The sequence below is a fragment of the Mycobacterium shimoidei genome (assembly GCF_900417275.1).
In the GTDB taxonomy this organism is placed as follows: Bacteria; Actinomycetota; Actinomycetes; order Mycobacteriales; family Mycobacteriaceae; genus Mycobacterium; species Mycobacterium shimoidei.
Window position 1 is genome coordinate 3,452,543 of record NZ_UEGW01000001.1, and the last position, 19,426, is coordinate 3,471,968.

22 protein-coding genes and 1 pseudogene are annotated in these 19,426 nt (G+C 63.5%); 15 read left to right on the top strand and 8 right to left on the bottom strand.

The features are described from left to right. Positions 1-72: 72 nt before the first annotated feature. Together MSP7336_RS16665 and MSP7336_RS16670 are read left to right on the top strand one after the other, a co-directional pair. On the top strand, positions 73-909 hold the full coding sequence (locus tag MSP7336_RS16665; RefSeq protein WP_069396345.1) for an alpha/beta fold hydrolase: 837 nt from the start codon (positions 73-75) through the stop codon (positions 907-909). Positions 910-915: 6 nt separating this feature from the next. Beyond that, on the top strand, positions 916-1,593 hold the full coding sequence (locus MSP7336_RS16670) for a phosphorylase family protein (protein WP_069396346.1): 678 nt from the start codon (positions 916-918) through the stop codon (positions 1,591-1,593). Positions 1,594-1,597: 4 nt separating this feature from the next. Here the strand turns inward: MSP7336_RS16670 and MSP7336_RS16675 are convergent, their stop codons facing one another. After that, entirely contained in the window at positions 1,598-2,188 is a 591-nt protein-coding gene (locus MSP7336_RS16675; RefSeq protein ID WP_069396347.1) for a TetR/AcrR family transcriptional regulator, read from the bottom strand. Positions 2,189-2,288: 100 nt separating this feature from the next. Here MSP7336_RS16675 and MSP7336_RS16680 point away from each other — a divergent pair, with 100 nt between their 5' ends. After that, positions 2,289-3,104: an LLM class F420-dependent oxidoreductase gene (locus MSP7336_RS16680; protein WP_069396348.1), complete on the top strand. Its 816-nt coding sequence runs from the start codon at positions 2,289-2,291 to the stop codon at positions 3,102-3,104. Here the strand turns inward: MSP7336_RS16680 and MSP7336_RS16685 are convergent. Beyond that, entirely contained in the window at positions 3,101-4,585 is a 1,485-nt protein-coding gene (locus MSP7336_RS16685; RefSeq protein WP_443677270.1) for an FAD-dependent monooxygenase, read from the bottom strand. The genes MSP7336_RS16680 and MSP7336_RS16685 overlap by 4 nt on opposite strands. 126 nt (positions 4,586-4,711) lie before the next feature. Between MSP7336_RS16685 and MSP7336_RS23865 the strand changes: the two genes are divergently transcribed. The 3 genes from MSP7336_RS23865 (at position 4,712) to katG (ending at position 7,748) form a co-directional block, all read left to right on the top strand. Beyond that, complete coding sequence (locus MSP7336_RS23865; RefSeq protein ID WP_181786810.1) at positions 4,712-4,882, top strand: hypothetical protein; 171 nt, start codon at positions 4,712-4,714, stop codon at positions 4,880-4,882. A 132-nt stretch (positions 4,883-5,014) separates the two neighbouring features. After that, positions 5,015-5,455 carry a Fur family transcriptional regulator gene (locus MSP7336_RS16690; protein WP_181786812.1) on the top strand — a complete coding sequence of 147 codons (441 nt, stop codon included), beginning with the start codon at positions 5,015-5,017 and terminating at the stop codon, positions 5,453-5,455. A 52-nt stretch (positions 5,456-5,507) separates the two neighbouring features. Continuing rightward, positions 5,508-7,748: a catalase/peroxidase HPI gene (gene katG, locus MSP7336_RS16695; protein ID WP_113964151.1), complete on the top strand. Its 2,241-nt coding sequence runs from the start codon at positions 5,508-5,510 to the stop codon at positions 7,746-7,748. Between the two features lie 76 nt (positions 7,749-7,824). Here the strand turns inward: katG and MSP7336_RS16700 are convergent, their stop codons facing one another. The 3 genes and pseudogenes from MSP7336_RS16700 to MSP7336_RS24315 all read right to left on the bottom strand — a co-directional run. Further along, positions 7,825-8,178 (bottom strand): VOC family protein, encoded by a 354-nt coding sequence (locus MSP7336_RS16700; protein ID WP_069396351.1) that lies wholly within the window; start codon positions 8,176-8,178, stop codon positions 7,825-7,827. Positions 8,179-8,183: 5 nt separating this feature from the next. Continuing rightward, on the bottom strand, positions 8,184-8,585 hold the full coding sequence (locus MSP7336_RS16705) for a VOC family protein (protein ID WP_069396352.1): 402 nt from the start codon (positions 8,583-8,585) through the stop codon (positions 8,184-8,186). After that, a pseudogene (locus MSP7336_RS24315) lies at positions 8,539-8,646 on the bottom strand (AraC family transcriptional regulator); the annotation flags it as partial. The gene MSP7336_RS16705 and the pseudogene MSP7336_RS24315, both read right to left, overlap by 47 nt. Before the next feature lie 553 nt (positions 8,647-9,199). Between MSP7336_RS24315 and MSP7336_RS24320 the strand changes: the two are divergent. Beyond that, positions 9,200-10,036 carry a phospholipase D-like domain-containing protein gene (locus tag MSP7336_RS24320; protein WP_244917481.1) on the top strand — a complete coding sequence of 279 codons (837 nt, stop codon included), beginning with the start codon at positions 9,200-9,202 and terminating at the stop codon, positions 10,034-10,036. A gap of 40 nt (positions 10,037-10,076) precedes the next feature. On the opposite strand, the gene MSP7336_RS24510 is transcribed toward MSP7336_RS24320, so the two are convergent. The 3 genes from MSP7336_RS24510 to MSP7336_RS16735 all read right to left on the bottom strand — a co-directional run bounded on the left by MSP7336_RS24510 (position 10,077) and on the right by MSP7336_RS16735 (position 12,156). Beyond that, complete coding sequence (locus MSP7336_RS24510) at positions 10,077-10,205, bottom strand: hypothetical protein (protein WP_280524366.1); 129 nt, start codon at positions 10,203-10,205, stop codon at positions 10,077-10,079. A gap of 487 nt (positions 10,206-10,692) precedes the next feature. Then, a complete protein-coding gene (locus tag MSP7336_RS16730; RefSeq protein WP_244917482.1) occupies positions 10,693-11,016 on the bottom strand; it encodes a hypothetical protein in 324 nt (107 codons plus the stop codon). Positions 11,017-11,031: 15 nt separating this feature from the next. Further along, a complete protein-coding gene (locus MSP7336_RS16735) occupies positions 11,032-12,156 on the bottom strand; it encodes a hypothetical protein (protein WP_113964152.1) in 1,125 nt (374 codons plus the stop codon). Between the two features lie 459 nt (positions 12,157-12,615). On the opposite strand from MSP7336_RS16735, the gene MSP7336_RS16745 reads away from it, so the two are divergent. The 8 genes from MSP7336_RS16745 (at position 12,616) to MSP7336_RS16780 (ending at position 19,315) form a co-directional block, all read left to right on the top strand. Continuing rightward, a complete protein-coding gene (locus tag MSP7336_RS16745; RefSeq protein WP_142706800.1) occupies positions 12,616-13,356 on the top strand; it encodes a hypothetical protein in 741 nt (246 codons plus the stop codon). 413 nt (positions 13,357-13,769) lie between these two features. Next, positions 13,770-13,973 carry a hypothetical protein gene (locus MSP7336_RS16750; RefSeq protein WP_142706802.1) on the top strand — a complete coding sequence of 68 codons (204 nt, stop codon included), beginning with the start codon at positions 13,770-13,772 and terminating at the stop codon, positions 13,971-13,973. A gap of 170 nt (positions 13,974-14,143) precedes the next feature. Beyond that, entirely contained in the window at positions 14,144-14,401 is a 258-nt protein-coding gene (locus tag MSP7336_RS16755) for a hypothetical protein (protein ID WP_113964156.1), read from the top strand. 85 nt (positions 14,402-14,486) lie between these two features. Continuing rightward, entirely contained in the window at positions 14,487-16,844 is a 2,358-nt protein-coding gene (locus MSP7336_RS16760; RefSeq protein WP_113964157.1) for a bifunctional DNA primase/polymerase, read from the top strand. A 725-nt stretch (positions 16,845-17,569) separates the two neighbouring features. Beyond that, positions 17,570-17,944 carry a hypothetical protein gene (locus MSP7336_RS23575; protein ID WP_181786814.1) on the top strand — a complete coding sequence of 125 codons (375 nt, stop codon included), beginning with the start codon at positions 17,570-17,572 and terminating at the stop codon, positions 17,942-17,944. A gap of 72 nt (positions 17,945-18,016) precedes the next feature. Beyond that, a complete protein-coding gene (locus MSP7336_RS16770) occupies positions 18,017-18,697 on the top strand; it encodes a recombinase family protein (protein WP_113964159.1) in 681 nt (226 codons plus the stop codon). After that, positions 18,694-18,963, top strand: a complete 270-nt coding sequence (locus MSP7336_RS16775) for a hypothetical protein (RefSeq protein WP_113964160.1) — start codon at positions 18,694-18,696, stop codon at positions 18,961-18,963. The genes MSP7336_RS16770 and MSP7336_RS16775 overlap by 4 nt, the downstream gene beginning before the upstream one ends. A gap of 52 nt (positions 18,964-19,015) precedes the next feature. Continuing rightward, the gene (locus MSP7336_RS16780) at positions 19,016-19,315 is read left to right on the top strand and encodes a hypothetical protein (RefSeq protein ID WP_181786816.1); all 300 of its coding nucleotides are present in this window, start codon (positions 19,016-19,018) and stop codon (positions 19,313-19,315) included. Positions 19,316-19,426 lie beyond the last annotated feature (111 nt).

Below are 19,426 nucleotides of genomic sequence, written 5' to 3' on the forward strand. Positions count from 1 at the left end.
GAGCGTGGAGCTGGCAGCGGTCTCGAGCTTCGATTTCGGTGAGGGCCGACACCGAAGAGGAGGAAAAGCCGAATGCCACAGCTTTCGCTCAAGCAGGCGACCATCGAATACCAAGAGTTCGGACCGCAGGATTCACCGCATCCACCGGTAGTGTTCGTGCACGGCATCCTGGTCGACGGACGACTGTGGCGCGACGTCGTCGACGACCTCGCGCGTCGCGGTTTTCGCTGCATCGTCCCGACCTTGCCGCTGGGGTCACACACCATCCCGGTCGGCGACACCGCCGTACTGTCGCTGCCCGGTGTCGCGACACTGGTCAACGAGACGATCGCCGCTCTCGACCTTTCCGATGTGACGCTGGTCGGCAGCGACACCGGCGGCGGGATATGCCAGCTGGTCATCGACGCCTATCCGGAGCGGATCGGCCGCCTGGTGCTCACCAACTGCGACGCCTTCGACAAGTGCCCGCCCTTCCCCTTCGACATCGTGTTCGCCCTGCTGCGTGGCCCCGTCTCGATCAAAGCTCTCTTCGGCCAGCTGCGGCTGCGGGCGCTGCGCCACTCCCCCCTCGGCTTCGGCCTGTTGATCAACCGACCGGACCCGGATCTGACCGCCGCCTGGCTGCAACCATGCCTCGCGGACTCGCGCATCTGCCGCGACCTGGCGGCGTTGCTCCGTCGGGTGGCCACCACCGATCTGACCGACGTGGCCACGCGCCTCCCCCAATTCAACAAGCCGGTCACGCTGGTGTGGGGTCAACGGGACCGCTGCTTCACCCCCAGCCTGGGCCGTCGCCTTGCCGATTTGTTCAGCAATTCGAAGCTTATCGAAGTGGCTGACGCTAAAACGTTTGTCTCCCTTGATGATCCGGATGCAGTCATCGATGCGATAGTAGCAATCACCGGGTGACATTCCGTGATCGCCTTCGTGTGCGCCATGCCCATGGAGCTGCGTCCATTGCGGCGGCAACTTCGCCTTCGCAAGTCCGCCCTGGGCTATACCGGCCGCATCAACGATCGCCCGGTCATCGGTGTGGTCACCGGCATCGGCACCGCACGGGCGCGCGCAGCGACTCTGCGATTACTCGACACGATGGACGTCGACTGGGTGATTGTCGTGGGCATTACCGGAGCTATCGACAACGGGAGCCCGATCGGGACGCTGGTGTTACCTGAGCTGGTCGTCAACGGTGCCGACGGCTCCGAGTACCGGCCCACGCCGGTTCCCGTCGGCAGTGCCCGCGGCACGATGTGGACCACCGACACGCTGCTCGTCGACCCGGCGGTGCTCGCCGACTTGCGGGCGCGGGGGGTGGTGGCGCTGGACATGGAAACCGCGGCCGTCGCGCAGGTGTGCGACGGGCGGGGCGTGCCGTGGTCGGTGGTGCGCGCGATCAGCGACCGCGCCGGCGACGGCACCGTCGACGCCGAAATTGTCGGCCTCACGCACCCCAACGGCAGGGCGAACTTCCCCGCCGCCGCCCGCTACTTCGTTCGGCACCCCGCCGCCGTGCCTCGTCTGATGCGCCTTGCCAGAGGCTCCAAGCTGGCTACCCACCGGGCGGCCGAGGCCGCCATCAGAGCCGTCGGCTGATCGTTTACGCCTTAGCGAGCAAAGCGATGGCCTGGTCGGCCGCGGCGTTGATAGCCGTCGGCGGAAAACCTTGCTTGCGCAATGCTTCTGAGCCGCGAAGCACAGTCAGCAAGAGGTTGGCCAATGCATCTGTATCCGCCTCGGGCGACAGGTCGCCATCGCGTTGCGCCTCAGCGAGCGTCGCCGCCAGTTCTTTGCGCCATGCGTGCATAGTGCGGTTGGCTCGCAACACGATCTCACGGTCGGTAGCCGCCAATTCCGAGGCGCCGTTGGCGAGTAGGCAGCCGAGCCGTTTCGAATCGGCGATCTGGGCGCGGGTGCGTTTCCTGATATGGGTGACCAGACGCTCGAACGCGCTGCCCGCCGACTCCCGCAGTTCACCGCGCACCTCGTCGATCACCGATGCGGTGTAACTGTCGAGTGCCCGTAAGTACAACGAGTGTTTGTCGCCGAACGCGCCGTAAAGGCTGCCCCGCCCCAGCCCGGTCGCGGCACACAGGTCGTCGACGGAGGTGGCCGCATACCCGTGGGTCCGGAAGACATCACGCGCGGCGGACAGTACCTGTGCTTCGTCGAAGTTGCGGGGTCGCGGCATAAGCCCAGCCTACCGCCGTTTTAGCCGATATTGGAATATTCAGTACAGAACGCGGGTTGCTCCCGACCGACCGCAATTTTCCAGTAGAGCAGGAGTCGTTATGACACGACCCATCCGGATTGCCGTGCAATTGTGGCCTGGTGGTACGCCGGACTACCAGACCTGGCGGGCCGCGGTTCGCCATGCCGAGGACATCGGCACCGACGTCATCTTCGGTTATGACCACTTTCACGCTCCTTCCACCCGTGGAATGGCCAACGCCATGCCGGTGCTGAACGAAGTCCAGCCTGACGTCAACAACTTCGAAGGCTGGACGGCACTGGCTAGCTGGGGTGAGATCACTCACCGCGCCGAAATCGGCCTATTGGTCAGCGGGATGGGCTACCGCAATCCCGACCTGCTCGCCGACATGGCACGCACCGTCGACCACATCAGCGGCGGTCGTCTCATCCTCGGCGTGGGCGCGGGCTGGTATGAAAAGGACTACACCACCTACGGATACGAGTACGGAACCTGGAAGACGCGCTTCGATGTGTTCGAAGAGGGACTGGCGCGCATCGAGAAACGCCTCGAGCTACTGCTGCCCCCGCCGGTACGCAAGATTCCGGTTCTGATCGGCGGATCCGGCCCCAAACGGACCTTGCCGGTTGTCGCGCGGTATGCCGACCTGTGGCACACCTTCCTGCCGATAGACGAATTCAAGCAGGCCAGCGCCAAAGTTGACGAACTGGCCGCTGACCTCGGCCGCGACGGTAAGCACATCGAACGATCGACAGTTTTCGTCGACAAGGCCAGCGCCGAAGAGTACGTCGAGGCCGGCGCCACCATGTTCAGCACCGAGATTCATCCCACCGCCGACGGGTACGACTTCACGGTCCTCGACGAGATGCTTGCCTGGCGCGACGGCAACCGCTAGGCCGCTCGCGGTTGCCCGAACCAGGTGGTCAGCGCGTCGAAGAGCGCGGCATTGGCCGAGTCGCCAACCCAGGCCACGTATCCATCCGGGCGGATCAACACCGCGTCGACGGCTGCTACCGTACCGAGTGCCGGGAGTTCCCAGTCGCCAACGTATTTCGCATCGACTAACTGAACGCGGTCGGCCCATGGCGTGATGTCGAAGCTGCCCGGCTCGCCGAGGTTGACCAGTACCGGTCGCGACGCGTGCAGCAGCGCGTACACCCGCAGCGGGCCGTTCGCGGTGGCGAGCTCGAGATCGGGCATCCGGCGGCCGAGCAGCGGGTGTCCGGCACCGAGGTCGTAGTGAATGTCCAGACCGGACATCATCGCGGCGTATCGTTTGCGCGGTTCTTCCATGCTGAGGAGTTCGGACATGATGTCGCGCAACGTCTTTAGGCGAGCATCGGGGCTGAGCAGGGCCATCTGCGCCATCGCGTTGCGCAGCACACGCGCGCCGACCGGATGGCGTTCGGCGTGATAGCTGTCCAGCAGGGCCTCGGGCGATGTCTGATTGACCACCTGGGCAAGCTTCCAGCCCAGATTCACCGCATCCTGCACACCGGTGTTGAGACCCTGCCCACCTACCGGGTGATGGATATGAGCGGCGTCGCCGGCCAGCAACACCCGTCGGTCGCGGTAGCTCGCAGCTTGGCGCGCCATATCGGAAAATCTGGATATCCATGTGGGACTGTGGATCCCGTAATCCGTCCCGTAGACCGCGATAAGTGCCTCGCTCAATTCGCGCAGGGTGGCGTCGCCGGTGGGCCCGAGGCGCTGTTCGGTCACCATGACCCGCACTCGCCCGCTATCCTCCTGCATGCTGAGCGCATGAACACCGAGTTCGTCGTGGCGGATGCCCCATTGCGGTGCCTGACTCCGCTCAGCGGCCTCCGGCATTGCGACCTCGGCGAGCAGGTAACTCGTCGTCGCATCCCATCCCGGGAAGTCGATGTTGGCGGTTTTGCGAACAACGCTGCGCCCGCCGTCGCAGCCGACGAGATATCCGGCCCGCAGCAGCTGGCCGTCGGACAGTTCGACGTTTACGCCGGTGCGGTCTTGGGCGACACCCGACACCTCGCGTCCGCGGTGGATCCGCACACCCAGCCCGTCGACCCAGTCGGCCAGGATCTGCTCGATGCGGCTCTGCCAGAGCGCGAGTCCGTAGGGGTGCCGAGTCGGAAAATCGCTGATGTCCAGCCGAATCTGAGCGAACCCGACGATCTGCGCAACCTCGCCTTGCGAGAGAAACCGATCCGCGATTCCGCGCTGGTCGAGAACCTCGATGGTCCGCGAATGCAGGCCCCCGGCGCGCGCGCCGACGAGGTCCTGGCTGGTGCGTCGCTCGACAATGGCAACGTCGATTTCCGCTAGCGCCAATTCACCCGCCAGCATCAGTCCCGTCGGACCTGCTCCAACGATCACCACCGCATGGTCGGCTATCACGCCCATCTCCCCTCCCCCTCAGATTCCGGCTCAGGCCAGCGATTTTGCGCCACAACCCCGGCCTTGCCGCAAGCCCCGGGGTGCGCGATATGGTGAAGTGGGACGCGAGTCAATGGAAGCGATATGACCGAACCTGAGAACGAGCAGCCGGACCGCGGCCAAAAGCTGGAACACATCGTCGATCAGCTCGATGAGAAGGTTGCCGCCGAGCGCGAGGCCGAGGGCGTTCCGGGCAAACCCAGCGATCGTGAAAGAGATGCAGCGCACGGCTCCAAGGACGAGCCGCCGGACTAGTAGGCCATCACCAAAACGTCTATACGCCAAGGGATATCGCTGCATTCGGGGCGCCTGCGGCGCCATCGCAAAGTTTTGACCGATTCCAAATAAGGTCTTGACCCAATCCAGATAAGGGTTCATTCTGGGGTGGTGTCCTCAAGGGCGACGGACTACGCGGCTCAACTGCGGTTGGCCGATTTGCGTGTGACTCGCCCGAGGCTCGCCGTGTTGGAGGCGGTGTACGCCAATCCGCATGCCGATACCGAGACGATCCTGTCGGCGGTGCGCACAGAACTGCCCGACGTCTCCCGCCAGGCCGTGTATGACGTCCTGAATGCGCTGACTTCAGTGGGCCTGATCCGGCGGATCCAGCCGTCGGGACTGGTAGCTCGGTATGAGTCCCGCGTTGGTGACAACCACCACCACGTTGTGTGTCGCTCCTGTGGAGTCATCGCCGACGTGGACTGCGCGGTCGGCGAAGCGCCCTGCTTGACTCCCTCCGACGATGAAAACGCCTTGGATGGCTTCGTTCTCGACGAGGCCGAAGTCATCTACTGGGGCCTGTGCCCTGATTGTTCGACCGCAGAGTGAGGGAGCACAGCCGTAACCGCAGCCCGATTCACCACCATCTGGAAGGAATATTGTGTCATCCGATACCTCTGAAAGCCGCCCGCCGCACGCCGACACCAAGACGGCTAGCACCAGCGAGAGCGAAAATCCGGCGATTCCCTCGCCCAAACCGAAGTCCCGTGCGCCGCTGACGAACCGGGATTGGTGGCCCGACCAGGTCGACGTGTCGGTCCTGCACCCGAACCACCCGGACTCTAACCCGCTCGGCCCGGACTTCAACTACGCCGAGGAATTCGCCAAGCTCGACCTCGATGAGCTGAGGGCCGACATGATCTCGCTCATGACCACCTCGCAGGATTGGTGGCCCGCCGACTACGGCCACTACGGCGGCCTGTTCATTCGCATGAGCTGGCACGCCGCAGGCACCTACCGCATCCACGACGGCCGCGGCGGGGGCGGCCACGGATTGCAGCGCTTCGCCCCGCTCAACAGCTGGCCGGACAACGCAAGCCTGGACAAAGCGCGCCGGCTGCTGTGGCCGATCAAGAAGAAGTACGGCAACAAGATCTCGTGGGCCGACTTGATCATCTACGCCGGCAACGTGGCGCTGGAGTCGATGGGGTTCAAGACCTTCGGCTTTGCTTTCGGTCGCGAAGATGTGTGGGCGCCCGAAGAGATCCTGTGGGGCGAAGAGGACGAATGGTTGGGTACCGACAAGCGTTACTCCGGCGAGCGCGACCTTGCCGAACCGTACGGCGCCACCACCATGGGTCTGATCTATGTGAATCCGGAAGGCCCTGAAGGAAAGCCCGATCCGATCGCCGCCGCCATCGACATCCGCGAGACATTCGGGCGGATGGCGATGAACGACGAGGAGACCGCAGCCCTCATCGTGGGTGGCCACAGCTTCGGCAAGACCCACGGCGCGGGCGACGCGGACCTGGTCGGTCCCGAGCCGGAAGCTGCTCCGATCGAGCAACAGGGACTGGGCTGGAAGAGCTCGTACGGCAGCGGGAAGGGCAAGGACGCCATCACCAGCGGCCTGGAGGTCGTCTGGACGCCCACCCCGACCAAGTGGGACAACACCTACCTGGAAACGCTGTACGGCTACGAGTGGGAGCTGACCAAGAGCCCCGCCGGCGCCTGGCAGTACCAGGCCAAAGACGGCGCGGGTGCGGGCACCATCCCCGACCCGTTCGGCGGGCCGGGCCGCGTCCCGACGATGCTGGTCACCGACATCTCGATGCGCGAGTCCCCCATCTACCGCGACATCACGCGGCGCTGGCTGGATCACCCCGAGGAACTGGAGGAGGCGTTCGCCAAGGCCTGGTACAAACTGCTGCACCGTGACATGGGTCCGATCTCGCGCTACCTCGGGCCCTGGGTTCCCGAGCCGCAGCTGTGGCAGGACCCGGTGCCGCCGGTGGATCACGAACTGGTCGACGACTCCGACGTTGCCGCGCTGAAGAGCAAAGTGCTCGAGTCCGGCCTGTCGGTGCCTCAGCTCGTCAAGACGGCCTGGTCGTCGGCGAGCAGCTTCCGCAGAACCGACAAGCGCGGCGGCGCCAACGGGGCCCGGCTGCGCCTGGAACCGCAGAAGAACTGGGAGGCCAACGAGCCTAGCGAGCTGCAAAAGGTGCTACCGGTCCTCGAGCGGATCCAGCAGGACTTCAACAGCTCGGCATCCGGCGGCAAGAAGATCTCGCTGGCTGACCTGATCGTGTTGGCCGGGTCCGCGGCAGTCGAGAAGGCCGCCAAAGATGCCGGCTACGAGATCTCGGTGCATTTCGCGCCCGGACGCACCGACGCCACGCAGGACAACACCGATGTGGAGTCGTTCGGGGTGCTCGAACCGCGCGCCGACGGGTTCCGCAACTACGTCCGTCCCGGTGAGAAGGCACCGTTGGAGCAGCTGCTGGTGGAGCGGGCGTACCTGTTGGGGGTTACCGCTCCGGAGCTGACCGTGTTGGTCGGCGGGCTGCGTGCGCTCGGTGCCAACCATGGCGGCAGCAAGCACGGTGTGTTCACCGACCGGCCGGGTGCGTTGACCAACGATTTCTTTGTCAACCTGCTCGACATGGGCACCGAGTGGAAGGCGTCGGAGACCTCGGAGAACGTCTACGAGGGTTACGACCGGGCGTCGGGCGCTTTGAAGTGGACTGCGACCGCAAATGACCTTGTGTTCGGCTCGAACTCGGTGTTGCGGGCACTGGCCGAGGTCTATGCCCAGGACGACAACCAGGGGAAGTTCGTCGAGGACTTCGTCGCCGCCTGGGTCAAAGTCATGAACAACGATCGCTTCGACCTGAAGTAACAACTTCCTCCGACACCGTCACAACACCCCGCGGGCACGGCGTCCGCGGGGTGTTGTGCATGCGGCGCGTGTCGGATCAATCCCGGTGACGGACGACGTTGACCACGTTTCCGTCCGGTGCCCGGACGAAGAACCGGCGCACTCCCCACGCTTCGGTGGTAAGCGGATGCACGATCTCGTAGCCACGCTGCTGTGCCTCGCGGTAGGCGCTGTCGATGTCATCGGTGTGGACTGAGATGACCGAATCTTCCGGTGCGGTGGCGTCGCCGGACACCAGTTGAACGCATGCCTTGCCGTCGGGCGAGGTGCAGCGGGCCACCCAACCCAGGTTGAACTCTTCGGTACTCAGGCCGAGGAAGTCGGTGTAGAAGATTTTCGCTGTATCGACATCGTCTACTGGCAGGTTCGCGGTGATACGGATTGAACGCATGCGATTCAATTCCGTAACGGCTCGCCGGGGTAGTCGCCGAATGACCACAAGTTGCCCTCGGGGTCACGAACCACGAATTCGTTTGCGCCGTAGTCGGTTTTGGCCAGCGGCCGAACGATTTCGGCCTGGTGGGACAGCACGCGCTCATACAGGGCGCCTGGATCACTGACGACGACGTACCCTCCGGCGGTGCCGGGTTCGCGGCTCCACTCGGCGCCGGGTTTGTAGCTGCCCAGCATGATCCCGCCACTGCCCTCAGGCCAGTTGAGCTGAGCGTGGTCGACCCGGTCGCCTTCGCCGTACCGCGCAGCGACCACGAAGCCGAAGGTGTTGACGTAGTAGTCGATGAGCTTTGGCGCGTTATGTGCTTGCAGCGTCAACCAAACGGTCGGATTCGAAGACGTCATGGTCCCACTGTGACGCCCAGGTATGGCCGCCGTCTTGGATATTTCGGAACTCTTCGGCTACCCCATGCCGACCAGGCCATTAACCCGGCATACTCACAGGTCAGATGCGGTTTCTGGCTGGCTACGGTAAGGCTAGGGTGCGGGGGCGGTAGGGCTAGGAATCGCCCCTGGACGCCGGGGTAGCGCCGGGGTGAAGCGGGTCGCCTGGCTCGCCGGTAATGGAGCCGCCCCACAGCCCGCCATACCGCCTGACAGGGCCCACCTGGCGCTTGCGGCGATGGGCAGGGTCAGCCGAGGCGGCGACTGGCCGAGTAACGAGCGTCAAGACCCCGAGGGCGGCGCATGAGACACGCGCATGGGCAGGGCGATTGTGTTGGTGCCGGGGCGCATACTGGCGATGAGCATGACAGGAGAAAAACGATGGCGATCCAGAACGTACGTACCTACCGACACCCGACGAAACGGTGCCTTAAGTGTGATGGGCAGCTGATCGTCACCGAGGGCCAACAGGGCACCTGGGGCGGGGCGGGAATCCCCTTCACACTCTCAACCGTGTGCGAAAACGGGTGCCTCGGGACCGTAGACCCTGGCTGATACTGAGGAAATAGAAGCCGATGAATCCGAAGCCGCTGGGCGACTATGAGCCTTTTCGACGGTGGTCGGGCAAGCCGCGCGCATGGGGGCCGGAAGGTGCTGGATGGCGAGCGTGGTTCGGTGGGCAGGTCGTTGACGGGCTGTGCGAAGTGCTAGACGAGCACCTTGCCGCACCCCGCCGCAGTGGAAAGTACCCCGCCGCCATCGGTTGCGTGCCGTGGCTAACGAGCAAGGCCGTGACGAAACGCTTACTCGCCCTGACTTCTTACTGCGTTGTCGTAGACAAGGCACAGCCGAATGAAATGCCGATGGTACGGCCTGAACTCATCAACGCCGACAAGGCGTTGCCGAATGAAGCTATCTACGAGTTGCGCGAACTTATGCCTGCCGTGGACGGCGCGGCACCGCTGACGATTGGCCCGTACACCCCAAAGGACGCAACGGCCTATGAGATTGACTCTGTGCGGGTTCTCGGTTGGCGCAAGCGCAAAGACGAGCAAAAGCCGATACCGCACGCCAAGTTGCTCGTACTCGGCGAGGTAGGAGCCGAGAGCTTCGGCCCTGACTTTGCACCGGACTACTATGTAGAGTGCCGCTTTACACCGCAAAGCGTTTGGTTCGGGTCTGCGAACTGGACTGAGGCGGCGAGGTATCACCTTGAAACCGGATTCGTGTGCGATGACCCGCTGCTAGCAGAGCAGGCAACGTCTTTCGTCGCAGAGATGATCGCATTCTCGGAGCCGGTCGATTCGGCCTGCGTTGGGCCGGAACCGAACCTCGTGCCCGTCGGATACGACGATGAAGCGATAGCCGCAGTGGCGCAAGAATTTGGCTACGACGAGCCCGACGACTATTAGACCAACCGGGCGGGGCCGCAGGAACAGGAAGCCGCAGGCCCTACTTAGCCCGCTTCTTCTTGCGCTTGGGCGCAGCCGTGCTCTTTGCGCGGCGACCGACCTTGCCTGTACCGGCGCGAGCTTGCCTGGCGAACCGGGCGCGGTGCGCGGCCTGTTTCTTGGTAGCCATGAAAACCAACCTTTCATCTTTCTGTGGGTAGCAACCGGGGCAGGGGTTACAGAGTGCTGAGCTGTTGGACACCTTGCCGTTACACCCCGCCCCGGCTGCGGTCTAGTGACCGCCGTACGGCGGGCTAGCGTGGCCGTAGCCATGTGAACCCGCCGAGCGCGGTGAATCGGCTGGCTCCGCATTACCGGGCACGCTTCCGTCCCGGCCTAGCGCGCAGCGGTACCCGCTTGTAGGTGCTGCCTTTGCGGTTGGGCAGCCGTGCGTACGCGGCCTTGCTCGCCTTGCCGAGTTCGTGGTGCTCGCCGGTGGCGTGCGCTTTACCTAATGCCCACCGCCGCAGACGCGGGTTAGCAAAAAACAAGCGCTGCTGTGCTTTTGACTTGAATGGCTTGTGGCCAGCGGCTGGCTGGCCGGGTATTACACCGGGTGGGTACTTGCGGCCTTTGCGACGGCCACCCTTGCGAACAGCTTTGCGCCGTACCACGGTTCATCCGCCCATGGGTTCGCCGGGGTAGCCGCGAGCTTCGCTGCGTGGCCGCCACCTTTGCCGGGGCGGGCCGACACCGCCCGAGCCTGGCAGCGGTTCGACGGCTGGAGCCTTGGGCATGTACTGCCCGCCCATCGACGGCGGCAGCCCGTTCGCGTGCGGCGCGACTAACCCCTCGCCCCACGACAGTTCGGTGTCGCCTACTTCGGCTTGGCCGGTGAGCGGGTCGCGTGAACGGCGCACGCGGGGTCGGCGCTGCCACTGCTCGTAGCGCTCGTACGCGGACGGCGGTTCGCGCCACGGCTCAGGTGCGCGTACTGGCATTAGCCTTGCACCCCATTACGTTTCAATCGTGGTCGGCGGCGTGTATGACGATGCGGTTGTGATCTGGGTGACCACAGCCGCGCCACGATGCCTAGTGCCGACGCCGAAACCACGCGCAAAGAAGCTGTCCTGCAGCGGGTAACCGTTCCAGTGGCCCGGAATGTGGCGGAGTCCTTGGTAAGCAACGTTGACGTGCTCGCGGAAGCCGATGGGATTGTCCTGGCTGTTCGGCCCGCCCGTTGCAACGAGCGCCACGTATTTGCGTGGCACGTAGTAGCTTTGGATCAACAGGGCGGTACCGTACGAACCCCACACCTGCAGCCCGTTAAACTCTGCGTTCGGCACCGGGCCGTGAATGGTCTCCTGGGAAATCCACGCGGGCATCAGTGCGCTGGGGATGAAGTCCCATTTGGGCAGTGGTGCGCCGCTGGCGTATTCGACGCCCGCGCGCCAGGCGGTGAGCGCTGCGTCCTCGACATCCAACGGGTTACACAGCAGCAGAAGCGTCGCACTGTTTGGACCGCCAGGTACCCCGTAACCGTGTTCTTGCACATGGTGAATCATCGCCTCTACGTCGGCAGCGTCGAGCGTGTCCGAGCCGCTGGTGAGGTAGTGCGAATGTGTGCCGTCGAAAGTGTTGCCGAGATAGGGCGGCGGGACCATGCCGTCTGCGTTCCAGAGGCCGTAGCAGGTATGGCCCCATTCGTTCAATTGTGTTGCAGGGTCGAATGCACGCCGCAGTACAGTTCCGTTCGTTAGTTTGTTGTCTGCCTCAAAGATTCGAGTTACCTGCGCCCGAACCTGTTCTGCCGTCGCTTCTCTCAAAAATTTCCAGCTCGCCCGCAACGACAAATCGAAGTCCCGGAATGCGTAACCAAGTTTTAGGACATCGCTTGGGGGCCGAATTGCCCTGGGAATACCTACCTCAGTCGCCTCTTCAAACGAATCACTAGTGATTGATTGGGGGATTGCGTCGGCGACGTTAACCGTCCTGTAGCTCAACAGATTTGCAATGCTGGTGCGTTGCTGATTGAAAAGCTCCAAGACCTCTTGGACTTCGGCCCATATCTCATTTAAGTCCACCCCGTCCGCTGTCAAATTAACAAGAACATCACCATGGAGTGAAATACCCTGGGCCATGTTTCACCTACCTAAAGTCGTCACATTACCGGGTAGCTTACTCGTGAAATGCTTTGGTGCGCCGACAATTACAGGCACTGGCGGCGCGCGTGTACATAAGCGATACCTTGAAACGCAATAGCGGGTACTCTAGGGGTATGCGCGGATACCGTTGCGCGCGAACGGATAATATGGAGTACCGATGGCACGAGCCGCAATAATTCACCAGCAGCCGCCCAACGCGGCCACTGCACAAACCAAACTGGACTTATCACCAGACCCAACAGTGAAGGGTAAGGATGGCGCGGTTGAGTGGTACCGCGACGTCATGGGCTTGAGCAGCGTTGGGCACGGCCTGATCACCAGGGCGACCAATGACCACACATTGCCGAGTTACAAAATCAGTGGGGCAATTTGGTACAGCACGGTTGACTTGTACAACTTCATCCAGGGCATGCGGCGGGCCGTATCATGAGCGCCATGGACCCGCATGAACCCTGGCATCCGGCAACGACGCCCGAAGAAATCAGAACCCGATTCCCGGCGCTGAGCAACCCGCGCGCGATGGCCCCCAACGCCAATACACAGGTGCGCGCAATCGACCGCGCCGAGCAAATCACCGCCCAGGTGTGGGGCGACGGCGCTGCTGCCGACGCGATCCTGTTCAATCCGGCGCGCGTACCTGCCTTAGCAGCACGCGCCGACGCGGCGGCAGCGGAGTTTCACCGCCGCGAGAGTGAGGCGTCACGGGAACGTGCGCAAGGCCTGGCGCCATCGCTGCACTACAACACCTATGACACCGAATACGACCCCGATACCCCGGCTGAGCAAGGCGTCGTACAGATTTGGCGGGTGGGCACTAACCACGTCAACATCGTGCGCGACCGCTGGCATGACCAAGTCAACAGGGACCGTCGCATGAGCCCTGCGGCGGAAATGGCCAGCGTGCTTCAACACGACATCAACATGCTGGACCGCTGGGACTGCGCCGAGTACGGCTGCGACGGCGACTGCGACCTGTCGTGCACCGTGCATATCGCCAAGGCGTGCGGTGGGACAACGCGGCTACTGCCGGTGAACCGGGGCACGCTCGTGTTGCTGTTCCGCTGCTGCCGGGTGTGCGAAGTCCTCGCCGGCAAGATCGCCGCGAACACCTACCAGACCAACGCGAAGATCGCGGAGCTTGAGGCCCGCGAGGACTGGCCGCCCGACACCCCATAGACCCCCACCGCCGTGGTGGCTCTCGTGGCCGCTGCTAGCCTGCCGGGTGCCGGTTGAGTAACCGGGCGGGCCGGGGTGGTTCGCAGCTGTACGGGCGATGTCTGAGAGTTTTCTGAGGGTCTTTTGTGGAAGTCCTAAAGTCGCCGGGTATCCCCATACACGGCGAAAATGTGCAACTCGTCTGAGGGCCGCTGAGAGCCGAAAATGGCTTGACGGCGCCAGATTTAGCCGTTTGCACGCGCGTTGGATCGGGCGTACTCCTGGTGGCACGCCTGCGGGAATGGCCCGCCGGGCACAACACCAAGGAGACAACAGAAGTGACAACTACAGAACCGGACCGGGTAACGCGATTGTCGCTAGGCGGTGCTCGCGGCGATGTGACAGTTGCGGTAGGCGGCGGTGAACGAACGACCGTGAGTTGGACGACGCAGCACAAAGACACCTTCTCGGTGGCGTACCAGGAAGATGTCGACAAGACATGGCGTCAGCTCGACATGGAGACGTGCGTGAGCCGAGCGGGCGCGCTGGACGAAGCGTTGAACACCATACGCGAGATTCTGCTGGCTAATGGTTTCGACCAGCAACCGGGCAAGCTGACAGTAACAATGCTGTACTGAGTGATCCCTAAACCGTAAGCGCCGCTGTCGGGTTCGCTGGTCTAAAGATCGGCGGCGCGGCGTGGCGTTACAGTATAGTTAGAGGCACGGGCCGATAGCGGCCCTAACTTAGTGGGCGCGCTCCCAGATAGGTTGACCGCTGCGCCGCCGACCACCATTGGAGGCGGGCAGTGGACCCTTTGGACGTTGCAAACCTTACCCAGGAAGGCGCCTGGCAATACCTGGTTGATCTTGGCTTCCCAGTTTCTCGGTGCAGCATCAAAGTTGCGTTCGACAAGCGCGAAGTTCATCCAGTTCGCCTGGGCAACCGCAACTTTGTGAGCCGCCGCGACATGCTCAACTGGATTGAGTCGAAGCGGCAGACCAAGCCGACGCGGTATGTCGGTGTCAACACGCACCTGAACCCGAAGATTGCTGCAAGTCGCTAAAAAATGGAGTCACCCCCAGCAAACCTTGGCGGGCGCGCGCTGGGGGTGTTCTGCTCCAACAGAAGACCCGAAAGGATCACCCCTAATGATACCGGACGACGCGCCCGCTGAAAACCCAACGCGGAGCGCCGGTTTGTGTGTGCCAGATGTGGCCGGCCTATCGCTGATGGATGCTGCATTGGCCTACGCAGAGGCCGGCTGGTATGTGCTCCCAACAGATCCAGGGGATGTCAAGAACCCCGGCAGTGTCGTCGGCGGCAAATGGCATGAACTGTCGAGCCGCGATCCTGACACGATACGCCGCTGGTGGGCTGATAGCCCCAACTACGGGATTGCGCTGCACTGTGGGCGATCCGGCGCGCTCGTGTTCGATTTGGACGCTAACAGTGTTGACATGATCAGGGTCTACGGGCGCGGCGACATTGCCGACGCCCTGGCGAGGGCCGGGGCGGTCCAGGGCACTCGACGCGAGGGTGACCGGGGGCATTACATCTTCGCGATGCCGCCGGACAAGCAATTTGGTAACGGCGCTGGCACTTTCACTGTGTGGGGGGAAGTCCGCGGCAAGAACGGCGTCATTATCGCCGCGCCGACACCACACCCCAATGCTGAGACCAAAGGCGGCTGCTACAGCCAGCGCAAAACTGGGTCTGTTGGCCCGCTGCCGGAAGTGCTGCGGGAATGCCTAACTGAAGCTGCCGAGAGCGCCGACCCGCTGACCGACGCCGAGCTGGACTTGTTCTTGGACACCTATACGGGTGGTGGGTGCGGACGCGGCGGCTGCCGACATACCGTGGACGGGCCAGCCGACTGGTTCAAAGCGGCAGTCGCCGAGGGTGCGTCCCGACACGAGAAGATCACTGCCGCGCTGCCGTGGGCGATGTCGGAGGCCATGGCGGGGTGCTACTCGGCGCGTGAAGCGTTCGGCACGTTGCACTCGACGTATTCCGCAACATTCGACGCCGAAGCTGAACCGGCGCGTGTGGCCCAGCTGGGCGGCGAGTACACGCGGATCGTGAAGTGGGCTGCCGCAAATGCCAACCCCGAGCGGGCACACCGGAATGATGAATTGCCGACCGACACGGAAATGGAGGCATTTTGGACCTCCTGCGCGGAGCTGAGCGACCTGCGACAGTTCGCGCGGGCGCGCCGAGTTGGGCCGTGGTCGATGTTTGGCGTGTGTGCCGCGCTCGTTGTCTCGTCGGTGCCGCCATACGTCGTGTTGCCGCCTTTGGTTGGTCATTATGCGAGTTTGAATTTGTTTGTCGCGCTGGTCGGCAAAAGCGGCAGCATTAAGAGTGCAGCGATAGGGGCTGCGCTCGACTGGTTGGGGGTTGACCCGCCGCCGAACCCGAAGAAGCCGGGTAGCGGTGAAGGGCTGGCGAAGTGCTTCGCTTACGTCAAGAAGCCAAAAGGTGAGCCCGCCATGCAGGTCGGCAAGAACTGGTCGGTGCTCGCCGAGATACCGGAAGTTGACACCTTGACGGCGACGGGTGGCCGCGGCGGATCGACATTGATGTCCGAACTGCGGTATGCGTGGTCTGGCGAGCGGCTAGGTATCGACTATGCCGCCGACGACAAGGCCATCGTCCTTCAGTCCCAGCGCTACCGCTTGTGCATGATCGTCGGCGTGCAGCCGCTCAGGGCGGCACCAATATTCGATGATGCGGACGCGGGCACGCCGCAGCGGTTCGTGTGGTTCCCGGTGAGTGATCCGAATCGCCCGACACAGCGCCCCGACGAACCGGCGAAACTTGGACTGCCGGCGTGGGTACAGGCCGAGACGGACGCCAGCATTGCCGATGACGCCTCGGAAGGTGTCTTCCGGATCGACCCGAATGTGGCTCTGGCATGTCGCATGAATGTGCCTGCCGACCCTGATGGGTTCGAGGTCATGGCTGTGCCAGACGCCGTTAATACGGCGATTGATGAGCAGGCGTTTGCGGTACTGGGCGATGCGGACGACATTGATCCGCTCGACGGCCACAAGTTGCTGTGCCAGGAGAAGCTGGCTGCGGCTATTGCGGTTTTGCGCCAGCACAAGGAGATCACCGAGCACGACTGGGAACTCGCAGGGACGGCCATGAAGGTCAGCGACCGCACTCGCGCAGAAGTGTTGGAGACACTGGCCGCCGAGGCTGGGGAGCGTAACAGGAAGGCCGGCCAGGCGTCCGGCATCAGGAAAATTGCTGAGGCGGAACGGATTGCAGCCGAACGCGCAAAGAAGGTGGCGCGGATTGCCGAGAAGGTTATCGAGAAGCTGCGGTCCAAGAACGATCAGACCCTCAATGAGATCAAGAAACAGTTCAGTGGTCCCGACAAACAGTATGTGAATGAGGCGCTTGGTGATTTGGAAGACGACGGACAGATCACAAAGCAACCGTTCGTCTATCGGGGCAATGAGGGATTCCGTATCCACGTAAACAATGAGGACGAGTCTTGATACAGCTAACAACCGCTAAGGCGGGGAAGCCGGGGAGGCGGGGAAGCCGGGGAGACTGTCGCGCGTTCGATCCCCGGCTACCGGAAAACTTAAAAGACCTGGTCATGTCGAAAAATACGATCCGCGCGGTAGGGAGATTTCACGCGGACGCTCGACTGCGCTCCCCGTCTCCCCGTCTCCCCGGCTTAACTCTGCGCGAACTACCGCATCGGCTAACAAGATACGTGCCTCGGCGGGTTACCTCGCCGCGACCGAAAACACCACTACTGATTGGAGATTGCAGTGAACGTGTACACCGCACAACAGCCCCCATATTGGTGGGCGCCACAAAGGCGCAATAGGCGCGGGCACCCAACTAGGCCGCGCCGCAACGGTTATGCAATGCCATGGCCTTGCGCACGAACACGACCGGGAATGAGGTAACGATAACAATGGCTGAACCCCTAGACCGCGCTGACCTCTTGAGAGACTTGGCGGCGGGCGACCACCAATGTACTGCGCGGAGCAAGCGCACCGGAAAGCGCTGTCAGCTGCCTGCGATGCTTGGGTCGAATGTGTGCCGCTCCCACGGTGGAGCTGCGCCGCAGACCCGTGAGAAGGCGAAGCGGCGGCTTGAGCAGGCGGCAGATGTGTTGGTACAAAGGCTGTTACAGTTTGCTCTAGACGGCCAGGTTGCCGATAATGTTGCGCTGCAGGCGATCCGTGACGCGCTCGACAGGGCTGGCATGGCCGTGCGCCAGGGTGTGGATGTGGGCGTCGCGTTGAAGCCGTGGGAGCAGATCATGGCCGATGTCGCGGACGTCGCGACGATCACCCGCGCGGAATCGCTGGCACGGCGCGGACTGCCCGTAATCGACGCGGACATCGTGCCCATAGACCCGCCCGAATCGCGGGCCGACGTGGACGCTCCCATGCGAACGCCCGCCGACGCACCCGACGCCCCCACCGCCGCAACCGCAACGCCTACGCGCCAGCTAGAGCCGCTAGATGATGCGACCGCAGATGCCGGCCAGGCCAACCGGGCCAATGCAGCGCGGCAAGCCAAGGCGAAGCGCGTAAGCGTTAGCCACAGCAGGCGTAGCCCCAGGCCACAAGGCTAGGCGAGCATTGCTGGCTGGCGTAGGGTAATCGCCGAACCGAACGGTTCGACGTTTAACCGACTAGGAGGGACCATGGGCGAACCGAACGCCCGCGCGCTGCGGGTGATCGGCTATGTGCGCGTGAGCACAAAGGACCAAGGCAAGAACGGCCACGGCCTGGGTGCGCAAACCGAAGTGCTACAACAGTTTTGCGCACAGCGCGGTTATGAACTGCTGACGATTACCAGCGATGTTGTTAGCGGTGGCGCAGCAGATCGCATGTACGGCAGGGCAACTGCCATTGCTGCGCTTGAGGCGGGCATTGCTGATGCGCTGTTGGTACGCGCCTTGGACCGCGCGACGCGCGACCAGCTCGACGGCGCGAAGCTGTACAAGCGCGCCGAGCAGAACGGCTGGCGGCTGATGGACTGTGAGGGTGCCGACAGCGGCGAGGCAAACCAGCGACTCGTGGCCGATGTACGCATTGCTGTGGCCGCAGAAGAGAAGCGAAAGGTGAGCGCCCGCACCAAAGAAGGGCTGGCCAAAGCCCGCAAGGCAGGCAGGCTGATTGGCCGGCCACCACAGGTCGCACCCGACCTGGCCAAGCGCATCATGACCATGCACACACGAGATGCGTTGAGCGCCTACGCGATTGCGAAGCGGCTAACCGAGCAAGGCGAGCCGACACCACGCGGTGGTACCAGGTGGTACCAGACGACCGTGCGCGACGTGCTAGCGCGCGAGCAAAAGCGCGAAATGGCGGACGCATCATGAGCGCCAATGACACACGCAAGGCGATGGCCGCACTCGACGCGGCGCAGGCCGACCTGGTGTCTGCGCGGCAGCTGGTGCTGGTGGCGCACAAGCACCTCACAGGCGCGCGAGCTGACCGGGCGGGGCAGCTGGCCGACAGCCTGATAGACGCCTTGGCGTTCGCGCAGCGGCTGCGGTTTTCGGTTGAGGGCGACTACCGCGCCGACAGCTACGAACCCAACACCACACAGCGACAGCAGGATTGGAGGCAGCGGCGTAATGGCTAAGCACGTGTATGTACATGAAGGCAGCCACGTAAGCGGCTGGGCAGTTCTGATTATGGCGTCGATCATCTTTGCGTTTGCGAAGTGGATCGTGCTTGGGGCACTAATCGGCGTAAGCCTGTGGGCCGCAGTTAAAGCCTACGCAGCCTGGCAGGCGCAGCGTGCTCGTCGGCGGGCCGAGTTAGCAGCCCTGCGGGGGCGGGCCGACTGGGAGAACCGGCTAGCGCTGGCGGGCGACCCGCTGGGCACCTACGGCGAGTACACACCGGCCACTATGCCGCTCGCAGACCCGCCCACACAGCCACTCGGCACCCCGCGCGAGTGGTACGACTACGGCGGCGGGCTACAGCAGTGACCGCGCCGCGCCCCTTACCACGCCCACGCCCCGGCAAGCTGGTGCGCCGCGCGCCGGATGGTCGCCGGTACACAACGCCGAGCGCCGCGCCGCCACCGCCCCCGCCGGGCT

Coding starts and splice junctions, on each gene's coding strand:
- MSP7336_RS16775 (WP_113964160.1), top strand. CDS start 18,694: ATGAGCGCCAATGACACACGCAAGGCGATGGCCGCACTCGACGCGGCG.
- MSP7336_RS16700 (WP_069396351.1), bottom strand. CDS start 8,178: ATGCGTTCAATCCGTATCACCGCGAACCTGCCAGTAGACGATGTCGAT.
- MSP7336_RS16730 (WP_244917482.1), bottom strand. CDS start 11,016: ATGCCAGTACGCGCACCTGAGCCGTGGCGCGAACCGCCGTCCGCGTAC.
- MSP7336_RS24510 (WP_280524366.1), bottom strand. CDS start 10,205: ATGGCTACCAAGAAACAGGCCGCGCACCGCGCCCGGTTCGCCAGGCAA.
- MSP7336_RS16745 (WP_142706800.1), top strand. CDS start 12,616: ATGGACCCGCATGAACCCTGGCATCCGGCAACGACGCCCGAAGAAATC.
- MSP7336_RS16760 (WP_113964157.1), top strand. CDS start 14,487: ATGATACCGGACGACGCGCCCGCTGAAAACCCAACGCGGAGCGCCGGT.
- MSP7336_RS16770 (WP_113964159.1), top strand. CDS start 18,017: ATGGGCGAACCGAACGCCCGCGCGCTGCGGGTGATCGGCTATGTGCGC.
- MSP7336_RS16780 (WP_181786816.1), top strand. CDS start 19,016: ATGGCGTCGATCATCTTTGCGTTTGCGAAGTGGATCGTGCTTGGGGCA.
- MSP7336_RS16680 (WP_069396348.1), top strand. CDS start 2,289: ATGACACGACCCATCCGGATTGCCGTGCAATTGTGGCCTGGTGGTACG.
- MSP7336_RS23575 (WP_181786814.1), top strand. CDS start 17,570: ATGGCCGTGCGCCAGGGTGTGGATGTGGGCGTCGCGTTGAAGCCGTGG.
- MSP7336_RS16665 (WP_069396345.1), top strand. CDS start 73: ATGCCACAGCTTTCGCTCAAGCAGGCGACCATCGAATACCAAGAGTTC.
- MSP7336_RS23865 (WP_181786810.1), top strand. CDS start 4,712: ATGACCGAACCTGAGAACGAGCAGCCGGACCGCGGCCAAAAGCTGGAA.
- MSP7336_RS16705 (WP_069396352.1), bottom strand. CDS start 8,585: ATGACGTCTTCGAATCCGACCGTTTGGTTGACGCTGCAAGCACATAAC.
- MSP7336_RS16735 (WP_113964152.1), bottom strand. CDS start 12,156: ATGGCCCAGGGTATTTCACTCCATGGTGATGTTCTTGTTAATTTGACA.
- MSP7336_RS24320 (WP_244917481.1), top strand. CDS start 9,200: ATGAATCCGAAGCCGCTGGGCGACTATGAGCCTTTTCGACGGTGGTCG.
- MSP7336_RS16675 (WP_069396347.1), bottom strand. CDS start 2,188: ATGCCGCGACCCCGCAACTTCGACGAAGCACAGGTACTGTCCGCCGCG.